26 protein-coding genes are annotated in these 25925 nt (G+C 61.3%); 19 read left to right on the top strand and 7 right to left on the bottom strand.

What is annotated here, in order from left to right:
* Positions 1–55: 55 nt before the first annotated feature.
* From rlmN to FRH_RS08800, 9 genes are all read left to right on the top strand, one after another.
* A complete protein-coding gene (gene rlmN, locus FRH_RS08840; RefSeq protein WP_139525054.1) occupies positions 56–1240 on the top strand; it encodes a 23S rRNA (adenine(2503)-C(2))-methyltransferase RlmN in 1185 nt (394 codons plus the stop codon).
* Positions 1241–1355: 115 nt separating this feature from the next.
* Positions 1356–2090 (top strand): type IV pilus biogenesis/stability protein PilW, encoded by a 735-nt coding sequence (gene pilW / locus FRH_RS08835; protein WP_139525053.1) that lies wholly within the window; start codon positions 1356–1358, stop codon positions 2088–2090.
* A 40-nt stretch (positions 2091–2130) separates the two neighbouring features.
* Complete coding sequence (locus FRH_RS08830; RefSeq protein WP_139525052.1) at positions 2131–3123, top strand: RodZ domain-containing protein; 993 nt, start codon at positions 2131–2133, stop codon at positions 3121–3123.
* Between the two features lie 8 nt (positions 3124–3131).
* Complete coding sequence (gene ispG / locus FRH_RS08825) at positions 3132–4247, top strand: flavodoxin-dependent (E)-4-hydroxy-3-methylbut-2-enyl-diphosphate synthase (RefSeq protein ID WP_139525051.1); 1116 nt, start codon at positions 3132–3134, stop codon at positions 4245–4247.
* Positions 4248–4316: 69 nt separating this feature from the next.
* Complete coding sequence (gene hisS, locus FRH_RS08820; RefSeq protein WP_139525050.1) at positions 4317–5627, top strand: histidine--tRNA ligase; 1311 nt, start codon at positions 4317–4319, stop codon at positions 5625–5627.
* 79 nt (positions 5628–5706) lie between these two features.
* Positions 5707–6366, top strand: a complete 660-nt coding sequence (locus FRH_RS08815; protein WP_139525049.1) for a tetratricopeptide repeat protein — start codon at positions 5707–5709, stop codon at positions 6364–6366.
* The gene (gene bamB / locus FRH_RS08810) at positions 6366–7547 is read left to right on the top strand and encodes an outer membrane protein assembly factor BamB (RefSeq protein ID WP_281998089.1); all 1182 of its coding nucleotides are present in this window, start codon (positions 6366–6368) and stop codon (positions 7545–7547) included. Before FRH_RS08815 ends, bamB begins: the two co-directional genes overlap by 1 nt.
* Entirely contained in the window at positions 7544–8947 is a 1404-nt protein-coding gene (gene der, locus FRH_RS08805) for a ribosome biogenesis GTPase Der (protein ID WP_139525047.1), read from the top strand. The genes bamB and der overlap by 4 nt, the downstream gene beginning before the upstream one ends.
* Positions 8948–9136: 189 nt before the next feature.
* Positions 9137–9751: a hypothetical protein gene (locus FRH_RS08800; RefSeq protein WP_139525046.1), complete on the top strand. Its 615-nt coding sequence runs from the start codon at positions 9137–9139 to the stop codon at positions 9749–9751.
* 15 nt (positions 9752–9766) lie between these two features.
* On the opposite strand, the gene FRH_RS08795 is transcribed toward FRH_RS08800, so the two are convergent.
* Entirely contained in the window at positions 9767–10639 is an 873-nt protein-coding gene (locus FRH_RS08795; RefSeq protein ID WP_219862834.1) for an ATP-binding protein, read from the bottom strand.
* A gap of 97 nt (positions 10640–10736) precedes the next feature.
* Here FRH_RS08795 and FRH_RS08790 point away from each other — a divergent pair, with 97 nt between their 5' ends.
* Both FRH_RS08790 and FRH_RS08785 read left to right on the top strand, forming a co-directional pair.
* Positions 10737–11540 (top strand): M48 family metallopeptidase, encoded by an 804-nt coding sequence (locus FRH_RS08790; RefSeq protein ID WP_139525044.1) that lies wholly within the window; start codon positions 10737–10739, stop codon positions 11538–11540.
* A gap of 19 nt (positions 11541–11559) precedes the next feature.
* On the top strand, positions 11560–11817 hold the full coding sequence (locus tag FRH_RS08785; RefSeq protein ID WP_139525043.1) for a hypothetical protein: 258 nt from the start codon (positions 11560–11562) through the stop codon (positions 11815–11817).
* Positions 11818–11859: 42 nt separating this feature from the next.
* Here the strand turns inward: FRH_RS08785 and aroE are convergent, their stop codons facing one another.
* The 5 genes from aroE to FRH_RS08760 form a co-directional block, all read right to left on the bottom strand.
* A complete protein-coding gene (gene aroE, locus FRH_RS08780) occupies positions 11860–12678 on the bottom strand; it encodes a shikimate dehydrogenase (RefSeq protein ID WP_219862832.1) in 819 nt (272 codons plus the stop codon).
* A gap of 9 nt (positions 12679–12687) precedes the next feature.
* The gene (hemF, locus tag FRH_RS08775) at positions 12688–13620 is read right to left on the bottom strand and encodes an oxygen-dependent coproporphyrinogen oxidase (RefSeq protein WP_219862830.1); all 933 of its coding nucleotides are present in this window, start codon (positions 13618–13620) and stop codon (positions 12688–12690) included.
* Between the two features lie 98 nt (positions 13621–13718).
* Positions 13719–14276, bottom strand: a complete 558-nt coding sequence (locus FRH_RS08770; protein ID WP_219862828.1) for a Sua5/YciO/YrdC/YwlC family protein — start codon at positions 14274–14276, stop codon at positions 13719–13721.
* A 48-nt stretch (positions 14277–14324) separates the two neighbouring features.
* Positions 14325–15446 (bottom strand): DNA-processing protein DprA, encoded by a 1122-nt coding sequence (dprA, locus tag FRH_RS08765; RefSeq protein ID WP_219862825.1) that lies wholly within the window; start codon positions 15444–15446, stop codon positions 14325–14327.
* Positions 15447–15479: 33 nt separating this feature from the next.
* The gene (locus FRH_RS08760; protein WP_139525038.1) at positions 15480–16526 is read right to left on the bottom strand and encodes a LysM domain-containing protein; all 1047 of its coding nucleotides are present in this window, start codon (positions 16524–16526) and stop codon (positions 15480–15482) included.
* A gap of 176 nt (positions 16527–16702) precedes the next feature.
* On the opposite strand from FRH_RS08760, the gene def reads away from it, so the two are divergent.
* The 8 genes from def to FRH_RS08720 all read left to right on the top strand — a co-directional run bounded on the left by def (position 16703) and on the right by FRH_RS08720 (position 25098).
* Positions 16703–17215 (top strand): peptide deformylase, encoded by a 513-nt coding sequence (def, locus tag FRH_RS08755; RefSeq protein WP_281998088.1) that lies wholly within the window; start codon positions 16703–16705, stop codon positions 17213–17215.
* 137 nt (positions 17216–17352) lie between these two features.
* Positions 17353–18345, top strand: coding sequence for a methionyl-tRNA formyltransferase (gene fmt / locus FRH_RS08750; protein ID WP_219862821.1), 993 nt, complete (start codon positions 17353–17355; stop codon positions 18343–18345).
* A complete protein-coding gene (gene rsmB / locus FRH_RS08745) occupies positions 18342–19673 on the top strand; it encodes a 16S rRNA (cytosine(967)-C(5))-methyltransferase RsmB (RefSeq protein ID WP_281998087.1) in 1332 nt (443 codons plus the stop codon). Before fmt ends, rsmB begins: the two co-directional genes overlap by 4 nt.
* 38 nt (positions 19674–19711) lie before the next feature.
* Positions 19712–19918: a dodecin gene (locus FRH_RS08740; protein ID WP_044628944.1), complete on the top strand. Its 207-nt coding sequence runs from the start codon at positions 19712–19714 to the stop codon at positions 19916–19918.
* A gap of 111 nt (positions 19919–20029) precedes the next feature.
* Positions 20030–21403 carry a Trk system potassium transporter TrkA gene (gene trkA, locus FRH_RS08735; RefSeq protein WP_219862816.1) on the top strand — a complete coding sequence of 458 codons (1374 nt, stop codon included), beginning with the start codon at positions 20030–20032 and terminating at the stop codon, positions 21401–21403.
* A 48-nt stretch (positions 21404–21451) separates the two neighbouring features.
* Entirely contained in the window at positions 21452–22900 is a 1449-nt protein-coding gene (locus FRH_RS08730) for a TrkH family potassium uptake protein (protein ID WP_139528406.1), read from the top strand.
* A gap of 36 nt (positions 22901–22936) precedes the next feature.
* Positions 22937–24190: a TraB/GumN family protein gene (locus FRH_RS08725; RefSeq protein ID WP_219862814.1), complete on the top strand. Its 1254-nt coding sequence runs from the start codon at positions 22937–22939 to the stop codon at positions 24188–24190.
* Positions 24187–25098: a DMT family transporter gene (locus FRH_RS08720; protein ID WP_281998086.1), complete on the top strand. Its 912-nt coding sequence runs from the start codon at positions 24187–24189 to the stop codon at positions 25096–25098. The genes FRH_RS08725 and FRH_RS08720 overlap by 4 nt, the downstream gene beginning before the upstream one ends.
* Here the strand turns inward: FRH_RS08720 and FRH_RS08715 are convergent.
* The gene (locus FRH_RS08715; RefSeq protein WP_219862810.1) at positions 25095–25880 is read right to left on the bottom strand and encodes a DTW domain-containing protein; all 786 of its coding nucleotides are present in this window, start codon (positions 25878–25880) and stop codon (positions 25095–25097) included. The two genes, FRH_RS08720 and FRH_RS08715, sit on opposite strands and share 4 nt — an antisense overlap.
* Between the last annotated feature and the right edge of the window lie 45 nt (positions 25881–25925).

The raw sequence follows: 25925 nt of genomic DNA, 5'->3' as shown, positions 1-25925 counted from the left end.
TGCCGGCCATTTTTGCGGGGGCTTTGCCCCCGCCTCTTCCTGAACGCTGACCGCCATGACCACCACCGTAGCTCAACACACGCCTGCCACTCGTACGACGCCGGACAACACCACGGCCGAACACCCAGCACCCGCTCGCCAGAACCTACTGGGACTCTCCCGCGAGCAGATGGAAGCGTTCTTTTTGTCGATCGGCGAAAAGAAATTTCGCGCCACGCAGGTCATGAAATGGATGCATCAGGAGGGCATCGACGACTTTACGGCGATGACCAACCTGTCGAAGGCCCTGCGCGACAAGCTCTCCCAGGTGGCCGAAATCCGCGGTCCAGGCGTCGTCTACGAAGGCACGTCTAGCGACGGCACGCGTAAATGGGTGTTAGAGGTAGAAGATGGCAGCTACGTCGAGACGGTGCTCATTCCTGCCGAAAACGGTAAGCGCCGCACGCTATGCGTCTCTTCCCAGGTGGGCTGCTCACTGGACTGCAGCTTCTGCTCGACCGGTAAACAGGGCTTTCAGCGTAATTTGACCGCCGCCGAGATCATCGGCCAAGTGTGGGTCGCCCAACGCAGCGTTGGCCCACGCCGTGATACCGCCAATCGCCCGGTGACCAACGTGGTCATGATGGGCATGGGCGAACCGCTGCTCAATTTCGATAACGTCGTGCCAGCCATGAAGCTGATGCTCGACGATAACGGTTACGGACTCTCCAAGCGCCGCGTCACGCTCTCCACTTCCGGCGTGGTGCCGATGATGGACAAACTGGGCGACGAACTGGATGTGAGCCTTGCCATCTCGCTACACGCCTCCACCGATGAGCTGCGCAACGAGCTGGTGCCGATCAACCGTAAGTACAACATCCGTGCGCTGCTGGACGCCTGCCACCGCTACCTGGCCAAGTGCCCCGATAATCGTCAGGTCACCATCGAATACACGTTGATCAAAGACGTCAACGATCAGCAGGAACACGCTGAACAGCTCGCGGCACTGCTCAAGGAGCTGCCGTGCAAGATCAACCTGATTCCGTTCAACCCGTTCCCTCATTCAGGGTACGAGAAGCCGTCACGCAACCAAGTGATGCGCTTTCAACAGTGGCTCTACGATTTGGAGTACAACGCCACCGTACGAACCACCCGAGGCGATGATATCGACGCCGCCTGTGGCCAGCTGGTGGGCCGCGTGAAGGATCGTACCAAGCGCAGCGCACGCTACATTCAGTCTGTACAGCTCGACGCTGACTGACCGCTGTCGTCTTGACTTCCAACCGACACAGCGCTTTGATGGACACGTTTTTTGCCGGGCGCTTGGCAATCGCCCGCTGTATGGCAATGGTTCAACCCGACACAAGAGGGCGTAGATGATCGGTCACCGCAGGCGCATTATTTCCATCAGGATGCCCATGCTGTCCGTGCTTGCTGGCAGCCTGCTGCTAGCGGGTTGCGCCACCTCTGGTCAGGCCGTTCGCAGCGATGCCAATCCCGCTGCGGTAGAGGCGTATACCCAGCTTGGCGTCGCCTACTTAGAGCGTGATAACCTGACTCGTGCCCTGAATGCCCTCGACCGCGCTTTGGAGCTAAACCCACGTCATCCCGAGGCACTTCAAGCCCTTGCGCTGGTCTACCAGCAGCAGGGAGAGAGCGAGCTTGCCAACCGTTATTTCGAACAAGCGCTAGATGCCGAGCCATCGTTCACCCGCGCACGTAACAACTACGCCGCGTTTTTGTACCAGCAGGAACAGTTTCCACAAGCCTGCGAACAGTTAGAAAGGGCATCCCAAGATGCCCAGTACGCCAATCGCGCCCAGCTATTCACCAACTTAGGGCAGTGCTATTTGGCCATCGACGAATTGGATAAGGCGCGCGAACGTTTGCAGCGCGCGCAAAGCATCGACCCGCGCAACCCCCGCGGGTATTTAATGTTAGCCGAACTGGAAATTTCACAGGGCAATTATGATCAGGCCTGGGCGCCGCTGCAGAACTACTTGCAGCTGGCAGGCCCCGACCCAGCAGCACTGGAACTGGCGATCGATGTCGCCCTCGCCCGCGGTGACGACGCCGCGGCCACCGACTACCAGCGCTTGCTCAACCGCTGATCAACGCTCTGATCACCACATTATTGAAGGATGCTCAGCCATGAGCGACACACAGTTACACGATAGCGTTACTCCAGCCCCCAGCACAGCAACCCCTGGTGAGTTGCTCTCGCGTCAACGCGAATCGCTTGGTGTTCCGTTAGCGGATGCCGCCCGCGCCCTCAACCTGCGCCCCGCCGTGGTAGATGGCCTAGAGCGCGATCACTACGAAGAGATTCCCGTCGCCGCCTATCGTCGCGGCTACCTTCGCGCCTATGCCAAATACCTGGGCATGGACGACCGCATGGTGCTCGACGCTTACCAAGCGCGCCATGGCACCAGCGATGCCGATCGCAAAGTAGCGCCAGTTGCCGTCACCAAGCCCCCCTCCAAGGTAGGTGCCTGGCTTTTCAAATTGGTCACCCTGTTGGTGATTGCGGGGTTGATTGCCGTGACGGTCGCTTGGTGGCAGAGCCGCGGCGGCAGCGAGCCGCCGAGCATTGGTACCTCTTCCACGATGGAAGATAACGAAGCGCCAATCAGCGAGCCAGCCCCCGAGCCCACGCCAGTCGCCACGCCGGTGATCACGCCCGAGCCTGCCGTCACGCAAGAGCCGACCAACGACACCGCTAGCGATGCCTCGCCCGACAGCGATCTCAGCGATGCGGCCACCGCACCGGTGGCGAGCAATGATGAGCCCGCACAGGCAAGCGATGAAACGCCTGCCGACCAAACGGCCGAGACCGAGGCCGCCGTCGAAGCCACCAACGCGCCTGAGGAAACCGTGGCCGAGGCGGCTCCCGCCGCCAACCCCAACCTGCTCGAACTGACGTTCAACGAGCAATCCTGGACCGAGATTTTCGATGCCAACAACCAGCGCGTGTTCGTCGGCCTGCAAAACCCCGGCACCACCGCCAGCGTTGAGGGCGAACCGCCTTTTCGTTTAACCGTTGGCAACGCCACTGGCGTGGAGCTGCGTTACCAAGGTGAGTTAGTCGACCTTGCCGAGCGCGCCGGTGCCAATAACGTTGCCCGCTTTACCCTGGGAGAGTGACCCGTCTTATGCACGCCCCTTCTCCGATCAAACGCCGCCCGTCACGCCAAATTCACGTTGGCAACGTCGCGGTGGGCGGTGATGCACCGATTTCGGTGCAAAGTATGACCAACACCAACACACTGGACGTCGAGGCCACTGTCGGACAGATCCAGCAGCTGGAAAAAGCCGGGGCGGATATCGTCCGCGTCTCGGTGCCCGATATGGATGCCGCAGAAGCCTTCGGCAAGATCAAGCAGCGCGTGGCCGTGCCGCTGGTGGCCGATATCCACTTCGATTACAAGATCGCGCTACGGGTCGCCGAGCTGGGCGTGGACTGTCTACGCATCAACCCCGGCAATATTGGCCGGGAAGACCGCGTGCGCGCGGTGGTGAGCGCCGCCCGCGACCACGGCATTCCGATCCGTATCGGCGTGAACGCGGGGTCCCTGGAGAAAGACCTGCAAAAGAAGTATGGCGAACCCACACCTGCGGCGCTGGTCGAGTCGGCGATGCGCCATATCGACCACCTGGATCGTCTCGATTTCCAAGAATTCAAAGTCAGCGTCAAAGCATCGGACGTGTTCATGGCCGTGGCCGCTTATCGCGACCTGGCAAACCGCATCGAGCAGCCGCTGCACCTGGGCATCACCGAAGCGGGCGGCTTGCGCTCGGGCACGGTGAAATCGTCCATTGGCCTGGGCATGCTGCTGATGGACGGTATCGGCGACACGATCCGCGTCTCGCTGGCCGCCGACCCGGTAGAAGAGATCAAAGTCGGGTTCGACATGCTCAAGAGCCTGAAGCTGCGCGCCAAGGGAATCAACTTCATTGCTTGCCCGAGCTGCTCGCGGCAGAACTTTGACGTTATCAGCACCATGAACCAGCTCGAAGAGCGGTTGGAAGACGTGATGACACCGCTGGACGTCTCGGTGATTGGCTGTGTGGTCAACGGCCCCGGCGAAGCCAAGGAGACCGATATCGGCCTCACCGGCGGCTCGCCTGCCAATTTGGTCTATATCGATGGCAAGCCGGCGAGCAAGCTGCGCAATGACCACCTCGTCGACGATCTGGAAAAGCTGATCCGCGATAAAGTGCGTCAAAAAGAGCAGCAGCAAGAGAACATGATTGCGCGCAGCGTCTAACGCCCGTGTCGCTGGCCGAGGCGATGTCGACGCCCGCCTCGTCCGCTGCCGCCCCATAAGGAGTTTTCATTGAGCAAGTCCGCCGCTAAAAAGATTCAAGCCATCCGTGGTATGAACGACCTATTGCCCAGCGATAGCCCTCGCTGGCAATTTTTTGAGGGCAAAGTACGCCAACTGATGCACCGCTATGGTTTCGATGAAATTCGTACGCCCATCGTCGAGCAAACGGCGCTGTTTGCCCGCTCGATCGGTGAAGTCACCGATATCGTCGAAAAAGAGATGTACACCTTCGACGACCGCAACGGTGACAGCCTGACGCTGCGTCCCGAAGGCACCGCCAGCTGCGTGCGGGCGGCCATGGAGCACGGCTTGCTGCATAACCAAACCCAGCGGCTTTGGTACCAAGGGCCGATGTTCCGTCACGAGCGCCCCCAAAAAGGGCGCTACCGACAGTTCCACCAAGTGGGGGTAGAGACGTACGGCTTCGAAGGCCCGGACATCGATGCCGAAGTCATCCTGCTCTCGGCGCGCCTATGGCAAGAGCTCGGCTTGATGGAGCACGTCACCCTGGAGCTGAACTCGCTAGGCTCCGCTGAGGCGCGTGCGGCCTACCGCGATAAGCTCGTGGCCTACTTCGAGCAGCACCAAGACGTACTCGACGATGACTCCCAACGCCGCCTGACCAGCAACCCGCTGCGCATTCTGGACTCCAAAAACCCGGACATGGCCGACATGCTCGATGCCGCCCCGCAGCTGATGGACCATCTGGACGACGAGTCCCGCACGCATTTCGAGCAGCTCAAAGCGATGCTGGAGGCTGCCGGTATACCGTACGTGGTCAACCCGCGCTTGGTGCGCGGCCTGGACTACTACTGCCGCACGGTGTTCGAGTGGACGACCACCGCGTTGGGCAGCCAAGGCACCGTGTGCGCTGGTGGCCGCTACGATGGCTTGGTCGAGCAGCTTGGTGGCAAACCCACGCCGGCCGTGGGCTTTGCCATGGGCATCGAGCGCCTGGTGCTGCTGCTGGAAACGCTCGACCTGGTGCCCGATGAGGCCATGGGCGGCTGCGACGTCTATCTGATGCCGATGGACGACAGCGCTAGTGTGGCCGCCCTGACACTCGCCGAGCAGCTGCGTAGCGCGCTGCCCACCCTGCGTCTGCAGCTGCACTGTGGCGGCGGCAGCTTCAAAAGCCGCATGAAAAAAGCCGACAAGAGCGCCGCGCCAGTGGCGATTTTGCTGGGCGAAGACGAGCTTGCCCACCAAACCGCCACACTGAAGTATTTGCGCGATGATCGCGAGCAGCAGCAAGTGGCCCAAGCCGAGCTGGCCGACGCGCTTCGCGAGATACTGTCGTCGAACGTACCGTCTCACTAACGTAACTGCCCAGCACGGTTTGGGCAGATGAACATCGTTGGCCGCAGCAGCGGTTGACCCATGGAACAGGAGGCCGCCCGTGGCGGAGCTGAGAAGCGAAGAAGAGCAGCTAGAAGTCGTCAAACGCTGGTGGAAAGAGAACGGGACCTCGCTGATCGCTGGTGCCGTACTCGCGGCGGCGGGTGTCTTTGGGTGGAACGCATGGCAAAACTACCAAGAAGGTAAAGCGGAAGCCGCCTCTGCCCGTTATCAGCAGCTCATCAATATGACGGCTGGCACGACCTTGGAAGACGACCAGCTGAGCGAAGCACAGACGCTGATCGATGAGCTCACCGACGACTACGGCAACACGCTGTATGCCGAACTGGCACAGCTCTTGGAGGCTCGTCTTGCCGTCGATCAAGACGATCTGTCCACGGCCAAGCAGGCACTGCAAGACGTCGCCAGCCACTCATCGCGCCGCTATGTGCAAAGCGTGGCGTGGCTGCGCCTAGCGCGCATCGAGGTCGCGCAGGGCAATCCAGAAGCCGCGCTCGCGCTGCTCGACCAGCCCATTTCCGATGCACTGGCGGCTCAACAAGCCAATGTGCGGGGCGATGCGTTCTTCGCACAGAACCAGCCCGAGCAAGCGCGCGAAGCGTGGCAAACTGCGCAGTCCATCGCCCAAAACCAGAACCAGCCGCTGTACGGCGTACAGTTCAAGCTCGACGATCTCGGCGCCGAGGAGGCGACACAGTGATGACGACTCACCCGTCTAAACCGCTCTTTTCCAAACACCTGATGCGTACCACCCTGGGAGCCCTCGCGCTAGCGCTGCTAGCCGGTTGTGCCAGCAAAGGCCAACCTGCTTTTACTCCCAAAGAGCTGCGCAGCTTCGATGAAACCTCGTCGCTGGATAGCGTTTGGGACCGCCGCGTCGGCGATGGCTTTGGTCGTGCCCGCTACCCCATCGCCCCGTCGCGTGAAGGCAATACGCTCTTCGCAGCGGATGCCAACGGTTTGGTCGCCGCGTTCAATGCCGACAGCGGCGCGCGTGAGTGGGAAGTCGAGCTGGATAGCCCGATTTCCAGCGCGCTGAACGCCATTGCAGGTCACGTCTATCTCGGTACCCGTAACGGTGAGGTGATTGCCCTCGACCAACGCGACGGCAGCGTTACTTGGCGCTCGCGGGTCTCCAGCGAAGTGCTGGCGGCTCCGCAGGCCAATCAACAATTGTTGCTGGTTCAGAGCGTGGACGGCCAGATCACGGCCCTGGATCGCGCTAGCGGCGAAGAGCGCTGGGTGTATACCAGCTCGCAGCCTGCCTTGACGCTGCGTGGTACCGGCACGCCAATGGTCATCGACCCGGTCACCTTCGTGGGCCTAGCCAACGGGCGTCTGGCCACGCTCGATAACCGTAGCGGCCAAGCGCTATGGGATATGCAGATTGCCACCCCACGCGGACGTAGCGATGTCGAGCGACTGGTAGACCTAGCGGGCCAGCCAGTGCTCAGTCCGGATGGCCGTCTGTTCGTGACTAGCTACAACGGCCGGGTTGCCGCACTGGAAGCCACCCGTGGCGGCGTGCTATGGGAAACCAGCCTCTCCAGCCGCCATACACCGATTCTAGTCGGTAATGTCCTGTTCGTAGTCAGCGACGATAGCCATCTCGTGGCACTCGACGCCAATAGCGGCCAGGAGATCTGGCGTAACGACGATCTCGAAGACCGCTGGCTCACCGCTCCCGCCTTTGCCGATGGCCGTATCGTCGTGGGCGATTTCGAGGGCTATGTCCATCTGATCGACGCCCGCGATGGCAATCTGGTCGGCCGCACCCGAATCGATGATTCGGGCATCAGCGTGCGCCCGGTCACGGAAGGCAGCACCATTCATGTCCAGGCCAACAATGGTCGCCTGGAAACCCTGGAAGTCACTCCATGACACCCGTCATTGCATTAGTCGGTCGCCCCAATGTGGGTAAATCGACGCTGTTCAACCGTCTGACCCGCTCGCGCGATGCGCTAGTGGCAGACTTCCCTGGCCTGACCCGTGACCGTAAATACGGTAACGGCATGCTGGGTGGAAAGGCGTACACCGTCATCGATACCGGCGGTATCAGCGGTGACGAAGAAGGCATCGATGCTGCGATGGCCGAGCAGTCGCTGGCGGCCATCGACGAAGCCGATATCGTGCTGTTCCTGGTCGATGCCCGCGCCGGACTGAACGTCGCGGACGAAGCCATCGCCAATCATCTGCGCGTCAATCAGAAAAAAACCTGGCTGGTGGTCAACAAGACCGACGGTTTGGAAGAGCACTCGGCCATGGCCGACTTCTGGACGTTGGGTCTGGGCGATCCCTGGCCGATTGCGGCTGCCCATGGCCGCAACGTGTCACTGCTGATCGATACGGTGCTCGAGCCCTTCCCTGAGCGGGATGCTAGCATCCCGGCCGACACGGGAACCAAAGGTATTCGTATCGGGGTCATCGGCCGCCCGAACGTGGGTAAATCCACGCTGGTCAATCGCCTGCTAGGCGAAGAGCGGGTGGTGGTGTTCGATGAAGCGGGCACCACCCGCGACGCCATCGAAATCCCCTTCGAGCGCAACGGCAAACCCTACGTGCTGATCGATACCGCAGGTATTCGGCGACGCAAGAACGTGCGTGAAATCGCTGAGAAGTTCTCGATCATCAAAACACTGGATGCGATCAAAGAGAGCCACGTGGCGGTGATGGTGCTGGATGCCCGCAGTGGTCTCGTCGAACAGGATCTTCACCTGCTGGATTACGTGCTCACCACGGGCCGTGCGCTGGTACTGGCCGTCAACAAGTGGGACGGCCTAGAGAGCGACGCCAAAGAGAAGATGCGCGCCGATATCAAGCGCCGTCTGGGCTTTGCTGATTACGCCGAGCTGCACTTCATTTCCGCGCTGCATGGCACGGCGGTGGGCGATCTCTACCCTTCTATCGAACGGGCGTTCAACGCTGCCAACGCGCACTGGTCGACCAACCGCCTGACCACGTTGCTGCAGGATGCGGTCAGCCAGCATCCGCCCCCCATGGTCAACGGCCGCCGCATCAAGCTGCGTATGGCGCACCAGGGCGGCAGCAATCCGCCGATCATCGTGGTACACGGCAACCAAACGTCGTCGCTGCCCGAAGCATATCGCCGCTACCTCACCAACACCTTCCGTAAAGTGTTGAAGGTGCGCGGTACGCCGATGCGCTTCGAGTTTCGTTCCGGCGACAACCCCTATGACCCTATGGCGGGGGCCAGCGACAAAGAGAAAGCCAAAAAGCGCGAGCTCAACCGTACCAAAGAGGCACGCAAAAGCCGCCGCTAAACGCGGCTTCGTGTCTTCACGCCCGCTGCTGTCGCAGCGGGCGTTTTTATTGTGTCATTACTGACAAATATGCTTGACAGAAACCCTCGCCCACCCTCAAATAGCGGCGCTTTTCTGGTCCAGCTTCATCGCTACTCACCTTACCTACCCTTAGCTCATTCACCCTTGTCCTTCTCAGGAGGGAGTCACATGCACGTTGTTTTTCGTCGCGGACGCGGCCTGGTGTTACTGCTGTTAGCCAGCCTGTTGACGGGCTGTTTGGCGCTGCCACAAACAGGGTTGTTTGCCTTTCGCTTGGCGGTCACCTCGCTCGGTATCGAAGACGTGCGTATTGGCCCCTATAGTGTCAATGCCGGGCTGGACACCAGCGACCTTTCGAGCCTGCTGGCCTCTAGCCTGGGCACAGGCAGTCTACCGGTGCAGGCCACGCTGGCGATGGGGCTTGGCTTACCCATTGGCATGCCGCCGGTCGAGATGTCAGGCTTTCGCTGGACGCTGGACATGCCTGGCGTGGACCCAGTGCAGGGCAATTATCAGCAGAACGTTACCCTCACCTCTGGCGAGGACGCCAATCTGCGCCTGCCGGTGGCGTTCGATATTCTCGCCGCCGACCGTCAGCAAATGACGCCGATGTTGACGTTAGCTCGCCAGCTCGCAAGCCAAGGGGAACTGCCCGCAGGCAGCGAACTGGCCATTACTCCTGGCGATTTGCGCGGATTGGGCATGACACTGCCGTCAGGCCTGCTCACTCCGACGATTCGCCTGAACGTCGGTGACGACGGGCAGCTCATTCCTCAACGCTGAGTCTTGCCAAGCGCGTTACTCACCGCGCTCATGCAGCCGTTTGCGGCCCACGTACTGGGCCGCAAATTGCCACGCCGTGCGGCCGCTTCGCCCTCCGCGCAGCGTGGCAAAGCGAATCGCCTCTGCCCGTGCCGCATCGTCCCAGTCCTGGGACGTGCCGATACGCCCCACCCAGTGTTCGCATACCTCCAAATAGGTCGCTTGGCTGAAAGGGTGGAAACCCAGCCATAGGCCGAACCGATCCGACAGCGAAATTTTCTCCTCCACCGCGTCGCCATGATGCAACTCCTCGCCGACCAGCCGTGAACCGCTGTTATCGTCCATGGACTCCGGCAACAGATGGCGACGATTCGAGGTCGCATAGAGCAATACGTTATCCGGTGGCCCGGTCAGCGCGCCGTCTAGCACGCTCTTGAGCGCCTTATACGCGTCATCGTTACCCTCGAAGGAGAGATCGTCACAGTACACCACGAAGCGTTGCGGCTGATGTCGAAGCTGTTCCACTAGCAGCGGAAGACTCGACAAATCATGTCGGTCAACCTGGATCAGCCGTAACCCCTCTGTGGCCAGCGAGTTGAGCAGTGCGCGTATCACCGATGATTTTCCGCTTCCACGGGAGCCCCACAGCAGCGCATGGTTGGCAGGTAGCCCTTGTAAAAAGGCGCGCGTATTATCGACCAACGCCAGCTTTTGCCGCTCGATACCGAGCAGGTCGTCCAGCGTCATCGTGTCTCTTGGCGGCACGGGCACCAACCGCCCACCCAGCGGGTGGCGTTGCCAAATGGCCGCCACGTGTTTTTCCCACTCGACCGGGACAGGTGCGGGTGGCAGCCAGTGGTCGACATGATCGAGTAATCGCGCCAGGCGTTGGCTTAATTCGGCATCCATCGTCATCCTCAGAGTGCGTTATGATAGGGGTTGATTTACCACGGTCAGTGGTTATCTTGTGTGCAAGGATACCTACTCGTCTATAAGGAAACTGTCTATGCGTTGGCTTCGCCCATTAGCGGTGACGGCGCTGTGCGCCTCGATCGCAGCCTGCTCGACCTCACCCACCGGCCGCTCACAGCTGTTGCTGCTCTCCGATGATCAGCTGAATCAAATGGGCCAGCAGGCCTTCGCCGAATATCAGCAAAACATTCCGACCGCTGGCCAGGCGAGCCACCGCTACGTGCAGTGCATCACCAATGCGATCGTCGACGTTCTCCCCAACGAACAGCGTAACCTCGATTGGCAAATTCGTGTCTTCGAATCCGAACAGCCGAATGCCTTCGCCCTCCCGGGCGGCTACATGGGCGTCAACACCGGCATGTTGGATATTGCCACCACGCAGGACCAGCTCGCCTCGGTCGTCGGCCATGAAATCGGCCACGTGCTCGCGCGTCATGCCAACGAGCGCGCCTCCACCCAAAGTGCCACGTCGCTGGGTCTCTCGGTCATTTCCAGCACCTCGGGGATGCAGACCCCGGCAGGCCAGCAGCTCATGGGCGTGCTCGGCTTGGGTGCCGAATACGGGATCGCGCTGCCGTTCTCCCGACGTCATGAGAGCGAGGCCGATGTGATTGGCTTACAGCTCATGGCGCAGGCGGGGTTCGATCCGCGCGAAAGCGTCACGCTATGGGAGAACATGCAGGCCGCATCGGGCGGCGGCGCGCCTCCCGCCTGGATGTCGACCCACCCGAGTCAAGGCCAGCGGATTCAAGGCCTGCAAGCCAACATGGATCAAGCGCTGGCCACCTACGAGCAGGCGCGCAGCAGCGGCCGCACGCCCAACTGCCCACGCCCGTAGCACCACTTAGAGGTTTTCGATGATCCGATTGGGTTTACTGCTATTAGTGCTACCAATTCTGGTGCTACTGGGCGTCTATTTTTGGGAGTTGGGGGACGTCCGCGCTTGTCAGCTCGATGGTGGCTATTGGAACTATCTGGATGGTGCATGCTATGACACGCCGCAGCCTTTCGTGTCGTGGCTCGAGCGTTCACCACTGCTGGTCAACGGCGGCATGCTGCTATCCGTGGTGGGGCTGGTGATGTGCATGGTGGGGTTTTATACCAAATCGCGTTAGGTCACGACGACACGATGGGGGCACTCGCCCCCATCGCCCTGCTCAATAATTGAGCGATTGACGTAGCAGCGTGCGTACGCTGGCCGTTTCGGGTCTCACGTTGCGCCATGCAAAGAACGACTCGGCCGCCTGCTCGACCAGCATACCCAAACCATCCAGCAGCTTTGCGCCGCGCGGTCCTGCCCACTGAAGAAACACCGTCGGCTCGGCGCCGTACATCATGTCGTAGGCCCAGGCACCTTCGCCAAACAGTGTCTCCGGTAGCGGCGGCAGCTCGCCTGACAGGCTGGCACTGGTGCCGTTAATGACCACATCGAACGGCCCCTCTACCGACGCAAAGCCACCGCCATGAATACGCCCCAGATCCACGAACGCCTCCGCCAACTGCTCGGCTTTTGCCACGGTCCGGTTGGCGACGACCACCTCGCTGGGTTTTTCGGCCAGCAGTGGCTCTAAAATGCCACGCACGGCACCCCCAGCGCCGAGCACCAGCACGCGCTTACCCGCCAGAGGGACGCGGTGATAGGCCAAATCACGCACCAATCCAATACCATCGGTCGTATCACCGTAGGTGCGCCCGTTACCCCCCACGATCAGCGTATTGACCGCTTGGGCGCGCTTGGCGCGATAGCTCAACGTATCGCAAAGCGCAAAAGCATCGCCTTTGAACGGTACGGTCACGTTGGCACCCCGGCCACCGCCCGACACGAAAGCTCGCCATGCGTCTGTAAAACCATCCTCAGGCGCCAGTTCCGCCGTGTACGTCATGGGCTGCTGGGTTTGACGGGCGAACTCACCGTGAATCAGCGGTGATTTCGAGTGTTTGATCGGATTACCAAACACGCAGTAACGGTCGCTCATCGACACTCCTTAGGCATGGCGCTGCTGGGCGGCTTCGGTCAGCCAATCGCGGGGCACCAGATAGTCGTGCAGCACGGCTTCACGGCTACCTGCCTCAGGCGTGAAGGCGTACTCCCAGCGGGCCAGCGGCGGCATGGACATCAAAATCGATTCCGTGCGTCCGCCGCTTTGCAAGCCAAACAGCGTGCCTCGGTCCCACACCAGGTTGAATTCGACGTAGCGGCCACGCCGATAGAGCTGGAACTCCCGCTCCGGCTGGCCCCATGCGTCCTGTTTCCGGCGCTCGACGATGGGGAGGTAAGCGTCCAGAAAGCTATCGCCTACCGCGCGCTGGAAGGCAAAACACTCTTCGAAGCTGCCCTCGTTCAGGTCGTCGAAGAATAGGCCACCCACCCCGCGAGTCTCGTCGCGGTGCTTGAGGTAAAAGTAGTCGTCGCACCACGCTTTGTAGCGCTCATAAACACCCTCTCCAAAGGGCGCGCAGGCGTCGCGTGCGACCTGATGCCAGTGCACTACGTCCTCGAACACGGGATAGTAGGGGGTCAGGTCGAAGCCCCCGCCAAACCACCACACCGGTGGCTCGCCCTCTTTTTCGGCAATGAAAAAGCGCACGTTGCCGTGGCTGGTGGGTACGTTGGGGTTCTCCGGGTGCATGACCCAAGAGACGCCGACCGCGTGAAAACTGCGTCCGGCCAGCTCCGGCCGTGCGGCGGTGGCAGAGGGCGGCAATTGTGCACCGTACACATGGGAAAAGTTGACGCCGCCTTTTTCGAAAACAGCGCCCGACTCCATCACCCGCGAGCGCCCTCCGCCCCCCTCTTCTCGCTGCCAACTATCCTCTTTGAACGCGGCCCGTCCGTCAGCGGCGGCAAGCCCTTCACATAGGCGCTCCTGAAGATCGAGTAGATACGCTTTGACGTCGTCTAGGTGCTCGTGGGCCACGTTGACTCCTGGTGAGGTGAATCGTGAATCGTGAATCGTGAATCGTGAATCGTGAATCGTGAATCGTGAATCGCTGACAGTGTGACGAAGCCGAGCGGCTAGTCACGCATCACTTTGCCGGTCACTAAATCGCGGATGGTGCTGGGTTTGGCATTGCCGCCCAATTCGCCCGCCACGATAGCTGCGACGTCTTCGCCAAAAATGGTGGCGACCTCTTCTGCGCTCATGGCAGGCGGGTCACCGGCTCGGTTGGCCGAGGTGGAAACGAGCGGACCACCAAACGCCTCGCACAGCGCTTTCATCAGCGGATGGTCGGTGACGCGTAGCGCCACGCTTTGATGAGCGCCGCGCACCAGGCCGTGGCTCCTGCCGTTATCGGGCACCAACCACGTATGGGGACCGGGCCAACTGGCGGCCAGCGGCGCATGTAACGCTAACGGTAGCTGATTGAGCCAGGGCTGAAACTGCTGAATGGTCGCCGCCACCAAAATCACGCCCTTGGCCGGGTCGCGCTCCTTCATACGCATGAGATGCGCCAGCGCTTCGTCATTATCGGGGTCACAGCTCAACCCCCACACCGCTTCGGTGGGGCAGGCAATCACACCGCCTTTACGCAGCGCAGCTACCGCCGCTTTCACGTCAACCGCCGGTTTCATAGACGCTCCTGATAAGCTCTCAGCCAATCGAACAAAGGTGACTGCATCTTACCACGGGGCCGTCACTCTCACCCAGCCACCTGCCTGCTGCGTCGCCTGACCTTCGAGCTCAAGCATTAACAGCCGCTGTTGGCAATCACTGACCGAGAGACCGGTGGTTTGCACCAGCAGATCGATCGGCGTTGGCGAAGTGCCCAGTGCATCGAGCAGCGGGTCGCCGGTGATAGGCGAAGGGCTGTCGGTGCCGTGGGAGACCGGCTTGGCACCGACAGCCGCCTCTTCGTGCAGGTAGTGGGGCGCCCATTGCTGCAATTCTTCGAGCATGTCGTCCACATGGCGCACCAGCGTGGCCCCGCTACGCAGGAGTTGCAGGCAGCCACGGGCTTGCACGTTATGCACCGAGCCCGGCAACGCAAAAAGCTCGCGCCCTTGCTCCAGGGCAAGGCGGGCGCTGACCAGCGAACCGCTTTTTTCGGTGGCTTCGACCACCAGAGTGCCAAGCGATAGTCCAGTGACGATACGATTACGGCGGGGAAAAAAGACCGGACGAGCCGTCGTGCCCGGCGGGTGTTCGGACAGCACCAAACCGCCGGCCTGGGTGCTGAGCTGTTCATAAAGATCCCGATGGCGTGCGGGGTAAATGACGTCGATACCGCTTCCCAGCACGGCAATGGAGGTGCCACCCGCCTCCAGCGCGGCACGCTGGGCAATGCCATCGACCCCCAAGGCCATACCGCTCACCACACACCAGCCGCGCCCAGCCAATTCGCGGGCAAACGCTTGTGCATTGCGACCGCCCTCCGACGTGGGCCGGCGGGTACCGACCATGGCAATGCCCGGGGCGCTCAGGGCACGTAAATCCCCCTGCGCCCACAGTACCACCGGTGGGTCTGGAAGCTGATCGAGTAACTCAGGCCAATCGGGATGATCGCGGTGTAGTAGATGACGATGAGGCGCGCCTTGCAGCCAGGTCAAGGTGTCGTCCACCGCGTGTTGCAAAGGGCTGCGCGTCGGGTGAGCGAGCCACAGGCGTAACGCATTGGCGGCACTACTGGGCAACGCCGCCAACCAGCCTTGCGGCCACGATGGCTGCCGCGCCACCAGTTGTGCAATGCGCGTTGCGCCCATCCCAGGCAGTGCATGCACTGCCAGCCACTCCTTGGCATCCATCGCTGTTCCCTCTTGTAACGGATGATTCGTTCGTTAGCGCGTGGGCGAACGCACGCGATCCCCGACGGCCAATACCCGTGACGCCTGCATGACCAGAGCGAAACTCATGTGATCGTAAGGTCGAAAAACCATCACCAGCCCCGCTTCAGTGTCAGGTAAGCGCAGCAGCTCTTGGGTGCGAGGATCGGTGACGAGCTCGCCCTGCTGGTCGACACGCAGGACGTGCCCCGGCTGCAGGCCATCCTGGGTGCCTAAGTCCAGCGCAACGATCTGTAGGCGCCCAATAAAACGCACCCCGCCCGGTACTGCAACGATCTGTCCAGAGACGTCATTCAACGGTGCGCGGGGCTCGAACGACGCGCTCAGCTCACGATCCTCTAGGGGCAGCAGAATGTCGTTGTTACGTACTTCCTGATAAGCACTGAGCACCTCGACCCGGGCGATATCGCCCTCGCTGCTGACGTAGCGCGCTTCGCCAATATTGATCAGCTCATCGCCCAACCGTGTGCCATCGGCGGCGATGTAGGGCTCGCCGGGTCGATAAATGCCTAAGCTCGCGCGCTCCGGCAGCTCTCCACGCACGTACAACCTATCGCCTGCCCCGCTAATCAGACGCTGGTTGTCGCCGCCTACCACGTAGGCGAGTTCCTGCAGGGGCTCGCCTGGCTCGACCACGCGATGCTCGCGCAAAAACGCGCGGACCACTTCCATCGGGATGGGAGTAATGGCCTCACGCTCTGGCACGGTGCGCATTTGCGGGGAGAGTTTGACGATGCTCTGACCACGCTCCAACGTGACGCAAGGCTGGCCTTCGCAGCTGCCCAGCAGCAGCACGTCGCCAGGATAAATGAGGTGTGGATTGCGCACCTGTGGATTCGACCGCCACAGCGACGGCCACTGCCACGGGGAGTGGAGGTAGCGGGCCGAGATATCCCATAGGGTATCGCCAGGCACTACCTCGTAGCGCTGCGGCGCATCGTGACGTAAGCCTTCCAGAGCTAAAACAGCTTGGCTGGACAACAGCACCCACGTTAAGAGCACGCCAAAGACGCTATAATAAAGAGGCTTTCGGGCCGCCATCCGGTTCTCTCCAGGCAGTCGTTGGTAAAGCAGAGGAAGAGGGCCACACGGTGTCGCGCGTGCCCAGGAACGCCATCAGCATGATATAGTGGCCCATAGTAAAGTAGTTAGGCGCGCTGACACAGGTTCGCCGCTAACTCATCTTAAAGACTCAGCATAACGGTGATTGTAACGCCATGGCCAAACTTCCTATTCTCGAATTCCCCGACGAGCGCCTGCGCACTAAGGCGGTACCGGTGGAAACCGTTGACGACGAGGTCCGCCAGCTCGTCGACGATATGTTGGAGACCATGTACGACGCACGCGGCATCGGCCTTGCTGCAACGCAAGTCGATGTCCATCGCCGCGTGGTCGTCATGGATGTCAGCGACGATAACTCCCAGCCGCTGGTGCTGATCAACCCGCGCTACGAGCCCATCGGTGATGCCAAAGAGCCGCTCTCCGAGGGCTGCTTGTCGATCCCTGAGTACTATGCCGAAGTACCGCGCTACCTGAAAGTGATGCTCAACGCGCTGGACCGTAACGGAGAGCCCTACGAGTTGGAAGCGGACGGCTTGCTGGCCCACTGCATTCAACATGAACTCGATCATTTAGAAGGTGTCCTGTTCGTGGATTACCTCTCTCCGCTCAAGCGCGACCGAGTGATGAAAAAAATGCAGAAGCGCCACAGGCTGATGAACGACGCCTAATCGGCACCTCATCACCTGGCCACTGGCCGAGCTGACACGCTGACTCACAGGCTGAATGCCTGCACGATAGCGCTGCCTCTCGGCCTTTGTGCGTTTCATAGATGGCACTTTCTCTCTTCTCCTAGGGGCTCTCCACCATGTCACCGTTACGCGTTGTTTTTGCTGGCACGCCAGACTTCGCCGCCTCCAGCCTTGCTGCCGTTCTCGACAGCGAACATGAAGTGGTGGCGGTTTACACCCAACCCGACCGTCCCGCTGGACGTGGCCGCAAGCTCACGCCCAGCCCGGTCAAACAGCTGGCACAAGCGCACGGGCTGCCGGTGGTCCAACCCGTCAGCTTGAAAGACGCCGATGCGCAAGCCGAACTGGCGGCGCTGAATGCCGATGTGATGGTGGTGGTCGCCTATGGGCTGCTGCTGCCCCAGGCGGTGCTGGATACGCCGCGGTTAGGCTGTATCAACGTCCACGCCTCGCTGCTGCCCCGCTGGCGCGGCGCGGCGCCGATTCAGCGCGCCATCGAAGCGGGTGATAGCGCCTCCGGCGTCACCATCATGCAGATGGACGCGGGGCTGGATACCGGCGCCATGCTCTACGACGTGCGCACCCCGATCACCGCACGCACCACGGGCGGCGACCTCCATGATCGGCTGGCCATTCAAGGCGCCAATGCATTGGTGACCGTACTCGATCAGCTGGACAGCGGAAGCCTGGAGGCCACGCCGCAGCCCGACGAGGGCGTGACCTACGCCGCCAAACTTAGTAAAGCCGAGGCCGAGCTCGACTTTAGCCAGCCCGCCGAGCAGCTGGCGCGTAAAATCCGCGCCTTCAACCCTTGGCCGGTGGCTTGGTGCACCCTGGGGAACGATCGTCTGCGGCTGTTGATGGCCAGCGTAGAGCCCGGTGAGCAGTCGCCCGTCGCCCCCGGTACGCTGTTGGCACATGGCGACGAACACCTGCGCATTGCCTGCGGTGCCCAGGGCCAGGAAGTGCTGTGCGTTAGCCGTGCCCAGCTGCCCGGCGGCAAAGCCATGGCAGTGCGTGATCTTTTGAATGCCCGCCAAACGCCCTTGAGCGAGGGTGTTCGCCTTGGACAGCCTTCACAGCCAGCCTCGCAAGGAGCGCACCCATGAGCGAGCGACCCACCAAAGGCGGTAGCGGCCTGGACGTGCGCGCGGCGGCGGCCAGAAGCCTGGTGCCGATTCTCACCGATAAAGGCTCCCTGGCCGGGCTCGATGAGCACAGCGTCATTGCCAGAGACCGCGCGCTGCTCAAAGAACTCTGTTACGGCACCTGCCGACGTTTGCCGCGCCTGCAAGCGTTGGCCAGCCGCCTGCTGAAGCAGCCCTTCAAAAAGCGTGACGCGGATATCCAGGCGCTGCTGCTGATCGGTATCTATCAACTGCTCTACATGCGCACACCTGCCCACGCCGCCGTGGGGGAAACCGCCGGGGCCGCTCGCCTGCTGGACAAAGAGTGGGCAACTCGCGTGCTCAACGGTTGCCTGCGCCGACTACAGCGCGAGGCCGATGCGCTGCAGGCCGAAGTGGACCGTGATGAGAGCGTGGCCTTGGAACACCCCCAGTGGCTGCTCGGCAAGCTGCGCAGCGCCTGGCCCGAGCAGTGGCGTGCCATTGCCGAGGCCAACAACGAACCGGGGCCGATGACGCTGCGCGTCAACCAGCGCCACAATGATCGTGAAGCGTACCTGCAGCGACTCACCGAGCAGGGCTTGGATGGCCACCTCTGCCTCCATGCCCCCGATGGCATCACGCTGACTCACCCTTGCGATGTCTCGACGCTGCCTGGCTTCGAACAGGGCCACGTCAGCGTGCAGGACGAGGCGGCACAGCTCTGCGCCGCGCTGCTGGGCCCGGCTCTCGCGCCACGTCCCGGCGCCCATGTACTGGACGCCTGCTGCGCCCCTGGCGGCAAAACTGCTCACTTGCTAGAGCAGTTCGACATTTCCCTGACCGCGCTGGATAGCGACAACCAGCGGCTGGCAAAAGTCGACGACACGCTCGGCCGTTTAGGGCTCAGTGCCGAACTAAAGCACGCCGATGCCACCACCCGCGACTGGTGGAGCGGCACGCCCTTTGATGCCATTTTGCTGGATGCCCCCTGCTCCGGCACCGGCGTGATTCGTCGCCATCCGGACATCAAAGCGCTACGCCGTAAAGAGGACATTCGCCAGCTTGCCAAGCTCCAGCAACGGCTGCTGGATAATCTATGGCCACTGCTACGCCCAGGTGGGACCCTACTCTACGCTACCTGTTCGGTGCTGCCCGAAGAGAACGCCGCACAAATCGATGCGTTTTTAGACCGCACCCCGGACGCCCATGCCACCACGCCCCATGACGTGGCCTGGGGTGAGCAAAGCGGCACGGGCCGCCAGCTGTTTCCTGCCGTGAACAGTCACGATGGCTTTTTTTATGCCAGACTAGAGAAGCGTACGGCTTAAGCACTAGGCCGCCTTTTCATGACACGCAAGGAGACAGCATGAGTCATCATACCTATAAACATATCGAGCTAACCGGTTCATCCGAAAAAGGAATCGAGGACGCCGTGCAGAATGCCCTGACCAAAGCCGCCGAAAGCGTTCGCAATATGCGCTGGCTTGAAGTCACCGACACGCGTGGGCACATCGAGGATGGCCGCGTGGCACACTGGCAGGTCACGATCAAAGTCGGCTTCACGCTGGAATAATCCCTACCTGCTTTTCGACGGCGGCTGGTTTACACTGGCCGCCGTCTTTGTTGCAGCGCACACTGCGTGCTGATAAAACGTTGGCGCTCATAACGGAACCGATGCTTAGCGATGAAAATCATCATTCTCGGCGCCGGCCAAGTCGGCGGCACCCTTGCGGAGCACCTTGCCCGCGAGGAGAACGACATCACCGTCGTCGATACCGACGGCGCAAAACTGCGCGAGCTGCACACCAAGCTGGATATCCGCACGGTGACCGGCGCAGGCTCCTACCCGATCGTGCTGCGCCAGGCGGGCTGCGAAGACGCCGATATGCTGATCGCGGTGACCAACACCGACGAGATCAATATGATCGCCTGCCAGGTGGCCCACACGCTGTTTCGCACCCCCACCAAAATTGCCCGGGTCCGCTCCACTGCCTATCTGACTCGTAAAGGCCTCTTTGCCCACGAAGCCATTCCCATCGACGTGCTGATCAGCCCCGAGCAGGTGGTGACCGACCACGTGCGCCGCTTGATCGAGCACCCCGGCGCGCTGCAGGTGCTGGAGTTTGCCGGCGGGTTGGTACAGCTGGTGGCGGTGAAAGCCTTCTACGGCGGTCCATTGGTGGGCCAGGATTTGGCCTTTCTGGGCAAGCACATGCCCAACGTGGAAACCCGTGTCGCGGCGATCTACCGCCGCAACCGACCGATCATCCCCCGGGGCGACACCATCATCGAAGCCGACGACGAGGTGTTTTTTCTCGCCGCCCGGCGAGATATCCGCGCGGTGATGAGCGAGCTGCGCAAGGTAGAGCGGGACTTCCGCCGGGTCGTCATCGCCGGAGGCGGCAATATCGGCGAACGCTTGGCGGAGCACTTGGAGCACAGCCATCAGGTCAAGATCATCGAGCACAGCCTGGAGCGCTGCACCACGCTCTCCGAGCGGCTGGATCGCACCGTGGTGCTTCACGGCAGCGCCACCAGCAAGCGGCTGTTGGAAGAGGAAAACATCGAAGACTGCGATATCTTCTGCGCGCTGACCAACGACGACGAAGTGAACATCATGTCGTCGCTGCTGGCCAAACGGCTGGGGGCGAAGAAGGTCCTCACGCTGATCAACAACGCGGCCTACGTGGATTTGGTGCAGGGTGGCGATATCGACATCGCCATCTCCCCCCAACAGGCCACCATCGGCAGCCTGCTGACCCACGTACGCCGGGGCGATATCGTCAACGTACACTCGCTGCGCCGGGGCGCGGCAGAGGCGATCGAGGCCATCGCCCACGGCGATAAGCAGTCGTCGAAAGTCGTGGGCCGCACCATCGCCGATATCGACCTGCCCGAGGGCACCACCATCGGCGCCATCGTACGCGGCAAAGAGGTGCTGATTGCCCACGGCGATGTGAAGGTGGAGAGCGGCGACCACGTGATTCTGTTCGTGATCGACAAGCGGCGTATTCGCGACGTGGAGCGTCTGTTCCAAGTCGGGCTAACGTTTTTCTAAGGAGCGTGCCAGCGTGATGACACAGCCACAACCGGGGCGAACAGCACGATGAGTTTGCGGGTCATTTTACGAATTTTGGGCCTGCTGCTGATGCTCTTCAGCCTAACGATGCTCCCTCCCATGCTCATGTCGCTCTGGTTTCGTGACGGCGTTTGGCATGCCTTCATGAGCGGTATTGGAATTACCGTCATGACGGGGCTGCTGCTCTATCTGCCCAACCGCCGTGCCCATAAAGAGCTGCGCATCCGCGACGGGTTCATCATCGCCGCCATGTTCTGGACCGTGCTGGCGCTGTTCGGCTCGCTGCCGCTGATGCTGTTTGGCGAAGATGCGCTAAGCATGACCGACGCGGTGTTCGAGTCGTTCTCCGGCCTGACCACTACTGGAGCCACGGTGATCACCGGCATCGATTTCTTGCCTGAGTCGATTCTTTACTACCGCCAGCAGCTCCAGTGGCTGGGCGGCATGGGGATCGTGGTATTGGCCGTGGCCATTTTGCCCACCCTGGGCGTCGGCGGTATGGCGCTCTATCGCACCGAGATCCCTGGCCCGCTCAAGGACTCCAAGCTCACACCACGCATCACCGAAACCGCCAAAGCGCTTTGGTACATCTACGCGACGCTGACCTTCGCCTGCACGGTTGCCTACATGCTGGCGGGCATGAACTGGTTCGATGCCCTGGGGCACAGCTTTTCCACTGTCGCCATTGGCGGCTTTTCTACTTACGATGCCAGCATTGGCTATTTCGATAGCGCCGCCATCGAACTCATCTGCGTGGCCTTCATGCTGATTTCCGCCTTCAGCTTTAGCCTGCACTTCATTGCCTGGCGGGAAAAGCGCTTGCTGCACTATTTCCAAGATCCCGAAGCGCGCTTTCTGATGCTGTTTTTAGCCGGGCTCACCACCATCACCGTGGTGACCCTATGGCTCACCGATACCTACGAGAGCATCACTGGTCTTCGGCACGCGCTTTTCGAGGTGGTCTCGGTGGCCACGACCGCGGGCTTTGCCGTGGCGGACTTTTCCGGTTGGCCAGGGGCGCTGCCGTTCTTGCTATTCGTGGCGGCATTCGTCGGCGGCTGCTCGGGCTCCACCGCCGGGGGCATGAAGGTCATCCGTATCATTCTGATTTTGAAGCAGGGCATGCGCGAGGTGATGCGTCTGATCCACCCCAACGCGGTGATTGCCGTCAAGGTCGGCAAAGTGAGCGTGCCTGATAGCATTGCGCAGGCCGTCTGGGGATTTTTCTCTGCCTATGTGATGCTGTTCTTTTTGATGCTGGTGGGTGTGATGGCGACGGGCGTCGATCAGGTGACGGCATGGTCGACCGTTGGCTCTGCACTGAACAACCTGGGTCCTGCGCTCGGTGAAGCCAGTAGCCACTATGGCGACTTGCCAAGCCTTGCCAAATGGATCTTAGTACTGGCCATGTTACTGGGCCGCTTGGAAATTTTTACGGTATTGGTGCTGTTTACCCCCGCCTTTTGGCGGCGTTAAACACACTGCGAGTGACTTATTCATTGAGACTTTTTAATGACCCAAGATGATGCAACACCGCTGGCTCAAGAGAGCCTCGTGCTGCCCACGACTAGCGGCCCGCTGACGACCGTTCAAGTGGGCACGACGCACTATACCCTGCTGGGAACGGCCCACGTGTCGGCCGAGAGCGCGGACGACGTTCGCCAATTGATCGACAGCGGCCAGTTCGACGCCGTGGCCATCGAGCTGTGCGACGCTCGTCACCAAAGCATGGACAATCCCGACGCCATGGGCGAGCAGGACCTGTTCCAGGTATTCAAGCAGGGCAAAGCGGGGATGGTCGCAGCAAGCCTCGCCCTCGGCGCGTTCCAGCAGCGTATTGCCGAGCAGTCTGGGATTCAGCCTGGCGCCGAAATGCGCGCTGCCGTGGAAGAGTGCCGCTCGCGCGACCTACCGCTACTGCTGGTCGACCGGGATGTAGGCATCACCCTCAAACGCATTTACCGCAACGTGCCCTGGTGGCAGCGCTTCTCGCTGTTTTCCGGACTAATTGGCAGCGTGCTCTCGCGTCAGGACGTCTCCAAAGAGGATATCGAAAAGCTCAAAGAGGGCGACATGCTGGAAGCGACCTTCAGCGAGTTTGCCGCAGAGTCGGAGGCACTCTATACGCCGCTGATTCGTGAACGCGACCGCTATATGGCACTGCGTTTGGCGGAAGACGCACCTCCCGGACGCTACCAGAACGTGCTGGTGGTACTGGGCGCCGGACATTTGAAGGGGACGAGCGAGCACCTGGAAGCACCGCTGCCGGAAAGCCCCACCATCGAGAGGGCGTCACTCGAAGCGACACCGCCGCCCTCCAAACTGTGGAAAGCCACTCCCTGGCTGATTACCGCGCTGGTCATTACCGGTTTCGTGGTGGGCTTTTCGCGCAATACCGAGCTTGGCTGGCAGCTAGTCATCGAGTGGTTTTTGATCAACGGAATTCTATCCGGCGGGGCCACCATTGCCGCTCTCGCCCACCCGGTGACGGTCATTGCCACCTTCTTTGCCGCGCCGCTCACATCGCTCAACCCAACGATTGGGGCCGGCTTCGTGGCCGCTGGGGTAGAGCTCTATATGCGCAAGCCCAAAGTGCGCGACTTCTCTAGTCTGCGACACGACGTGACGCAGCTGAAAGGCTGGTGGAAGAACCGCGTCTCGCGCACCCTACTGGTGTTCATTCTCGCTACGCTGGGGTCGGCAGTGGGCACCTGGGTCGCTGGGTTTAGAATCGCCGGTGCGCTATTCGGCAGCGGCGCTGCGTGAGTTCGATCAAGCAAGCCCCCTGGCAGGCCGACGCACTGCTTCTGCTGGTCACGGTCGTGGCGGCCGGTGGCTGGATATTCTCCAAGGAGGCGCTGGTGGGCATGCCGCCGCTGCTGTTCATCGGCACGCGCTTCTTACTCGCCGGGCTGATCCTACTGGGATTCTCTTGGCCTGCTCTGCGCCGTATGCCGATACGCCGGATCCGCCGTGGCCTGCTGGTCGGCGTTTTGTTCAGCGCCGCCATCGCGTTTTGGGTACTCGGGCTGCACTACTCCGATCACCTGGGTGAAAGCGCCTTCATCAATAGCCTGGGCATCCTGCTGGTTCCCGTCGTCGCTCGGCTGCTGTTTGGCGACCGCCCACCGCGCAGCACGTGGATCGCGCTGCCTATCGCGCTACTGGGTTTTGCCCTGCTCTCACTCAATGCGGGATTTCGGATCGAGGCCAGCCAGCTATTGATGGTGTGCGCCGCGCTCTGCTTTGCGCTTTTGATCAACGTCAATACCCGCGTGGTTCGTAACGTGGCGGCGCTGCCGCTAACGACGCTTCAGCTTATCTCGGTCGGCGTGGTGCTGACGCTGCTCTCTTTGGCAGTCGAGCATCAGCCGCTGGCGCTCGGCCCTTCGATTCTTGGCTGGTTCATGGCCAGCGTGCTGCTGGCTAGCTCGCTGCGCTTCTTTCTGCAAATCAAAGCGCAGGGCATGACCACGCCCAGCCACGCAGCGGTGATTCTGATGCTGGAAGCGGTGTGGACCGCACTGTTTGCCGCCTGGTGGTTTGGCGAAACCATGACCGCACTGCAACTGCTGGGCTGTAGCCTGATCTTCATGGCACTACTGATCAATCGCTGGTACTGGGTCCGCAAAGTGCTGCTGCGCTGGCTGCCCGGCACCACGCCTTCTCGCTAGTCGCGCTCGGCGGTTCCTGCTGCCCGCTGCCTCTCCAGCAGGCGCTGCATGGCCGCCGTCGGCTCTTCGATCTTGCGATAATAGCGGCTCTCTGCGTAGCTATCGTTGAACACGTCAAAGTAGTCATCCAGCACGCTAGCCGCTGCTTCATCGCCACTCTGACGCAGTAACTCAATAGCGACTTCAGCAGTGCACAGATGCGCTTTCGAGGCGGGCTTGCGCAGCCGGTAGCGGGTCTCCCGCTCGGTACGCAGCGGCAGCACCGGTAGTGCATCCAGGTAAGGGCTTTTGCGGAACATACGCCGCGCCTGACGCCAGGTGCCATCCAAAATGATGAATACCGGTATGCGCGCCTGCTGCTTGGCAGCATGCACCGCGCCGATATCCACCACGCGGTCGGCGTAATCCGGCTGATCATCGGGGAAAATCACGAACGGCGCGTAGCGCGGATCGTCCAACAGCGCCGCCAGCGTGTCGTCCGGCGCGGTGCGATACCAGGTGAAGACGCGGGTATTGGTGAGCACATCGCCAATCAAACGCCCGGTATTGGTCGGTTTGTAGTGCTCGATGGAGTGGGTCAACAGCCATACCTGAGCGTCGCTCTCCGCCTTGACCTGATACGGGCAGAGGCAGTTCAGCTCAGGTAAGTTGCAGCCCTCACAGCGCGTCACGAAGCTGCCCCGCGCTTTGAATTCACGACGAGGCGGGCGCGGATGCCCGGTGGCCGGGTCGCGGTCGGTCAATGCATCATGTTCAGGGGGCAGCGAGGTCGCGTCAGGCATCTGCGCTCCAGTGGGTCATCAAAGGGCGCAGAGTATAAAGCAGCG

Source organism: Halomonas sp. A020, assembly GCF_027943625.1.
GTDB classification, from domain to species: domain Bacteria; phylum Pseudomonadota; class Gammaproteobacteria; order Pseudomonadales; family Halomonadaceae; genus Vreelandella; species Vreelandella piezotolerans.
Note: the sequence above shows the minus strand (reverse complement) of the source record. Positions and strands in the feature narration are given on the sequence as shown.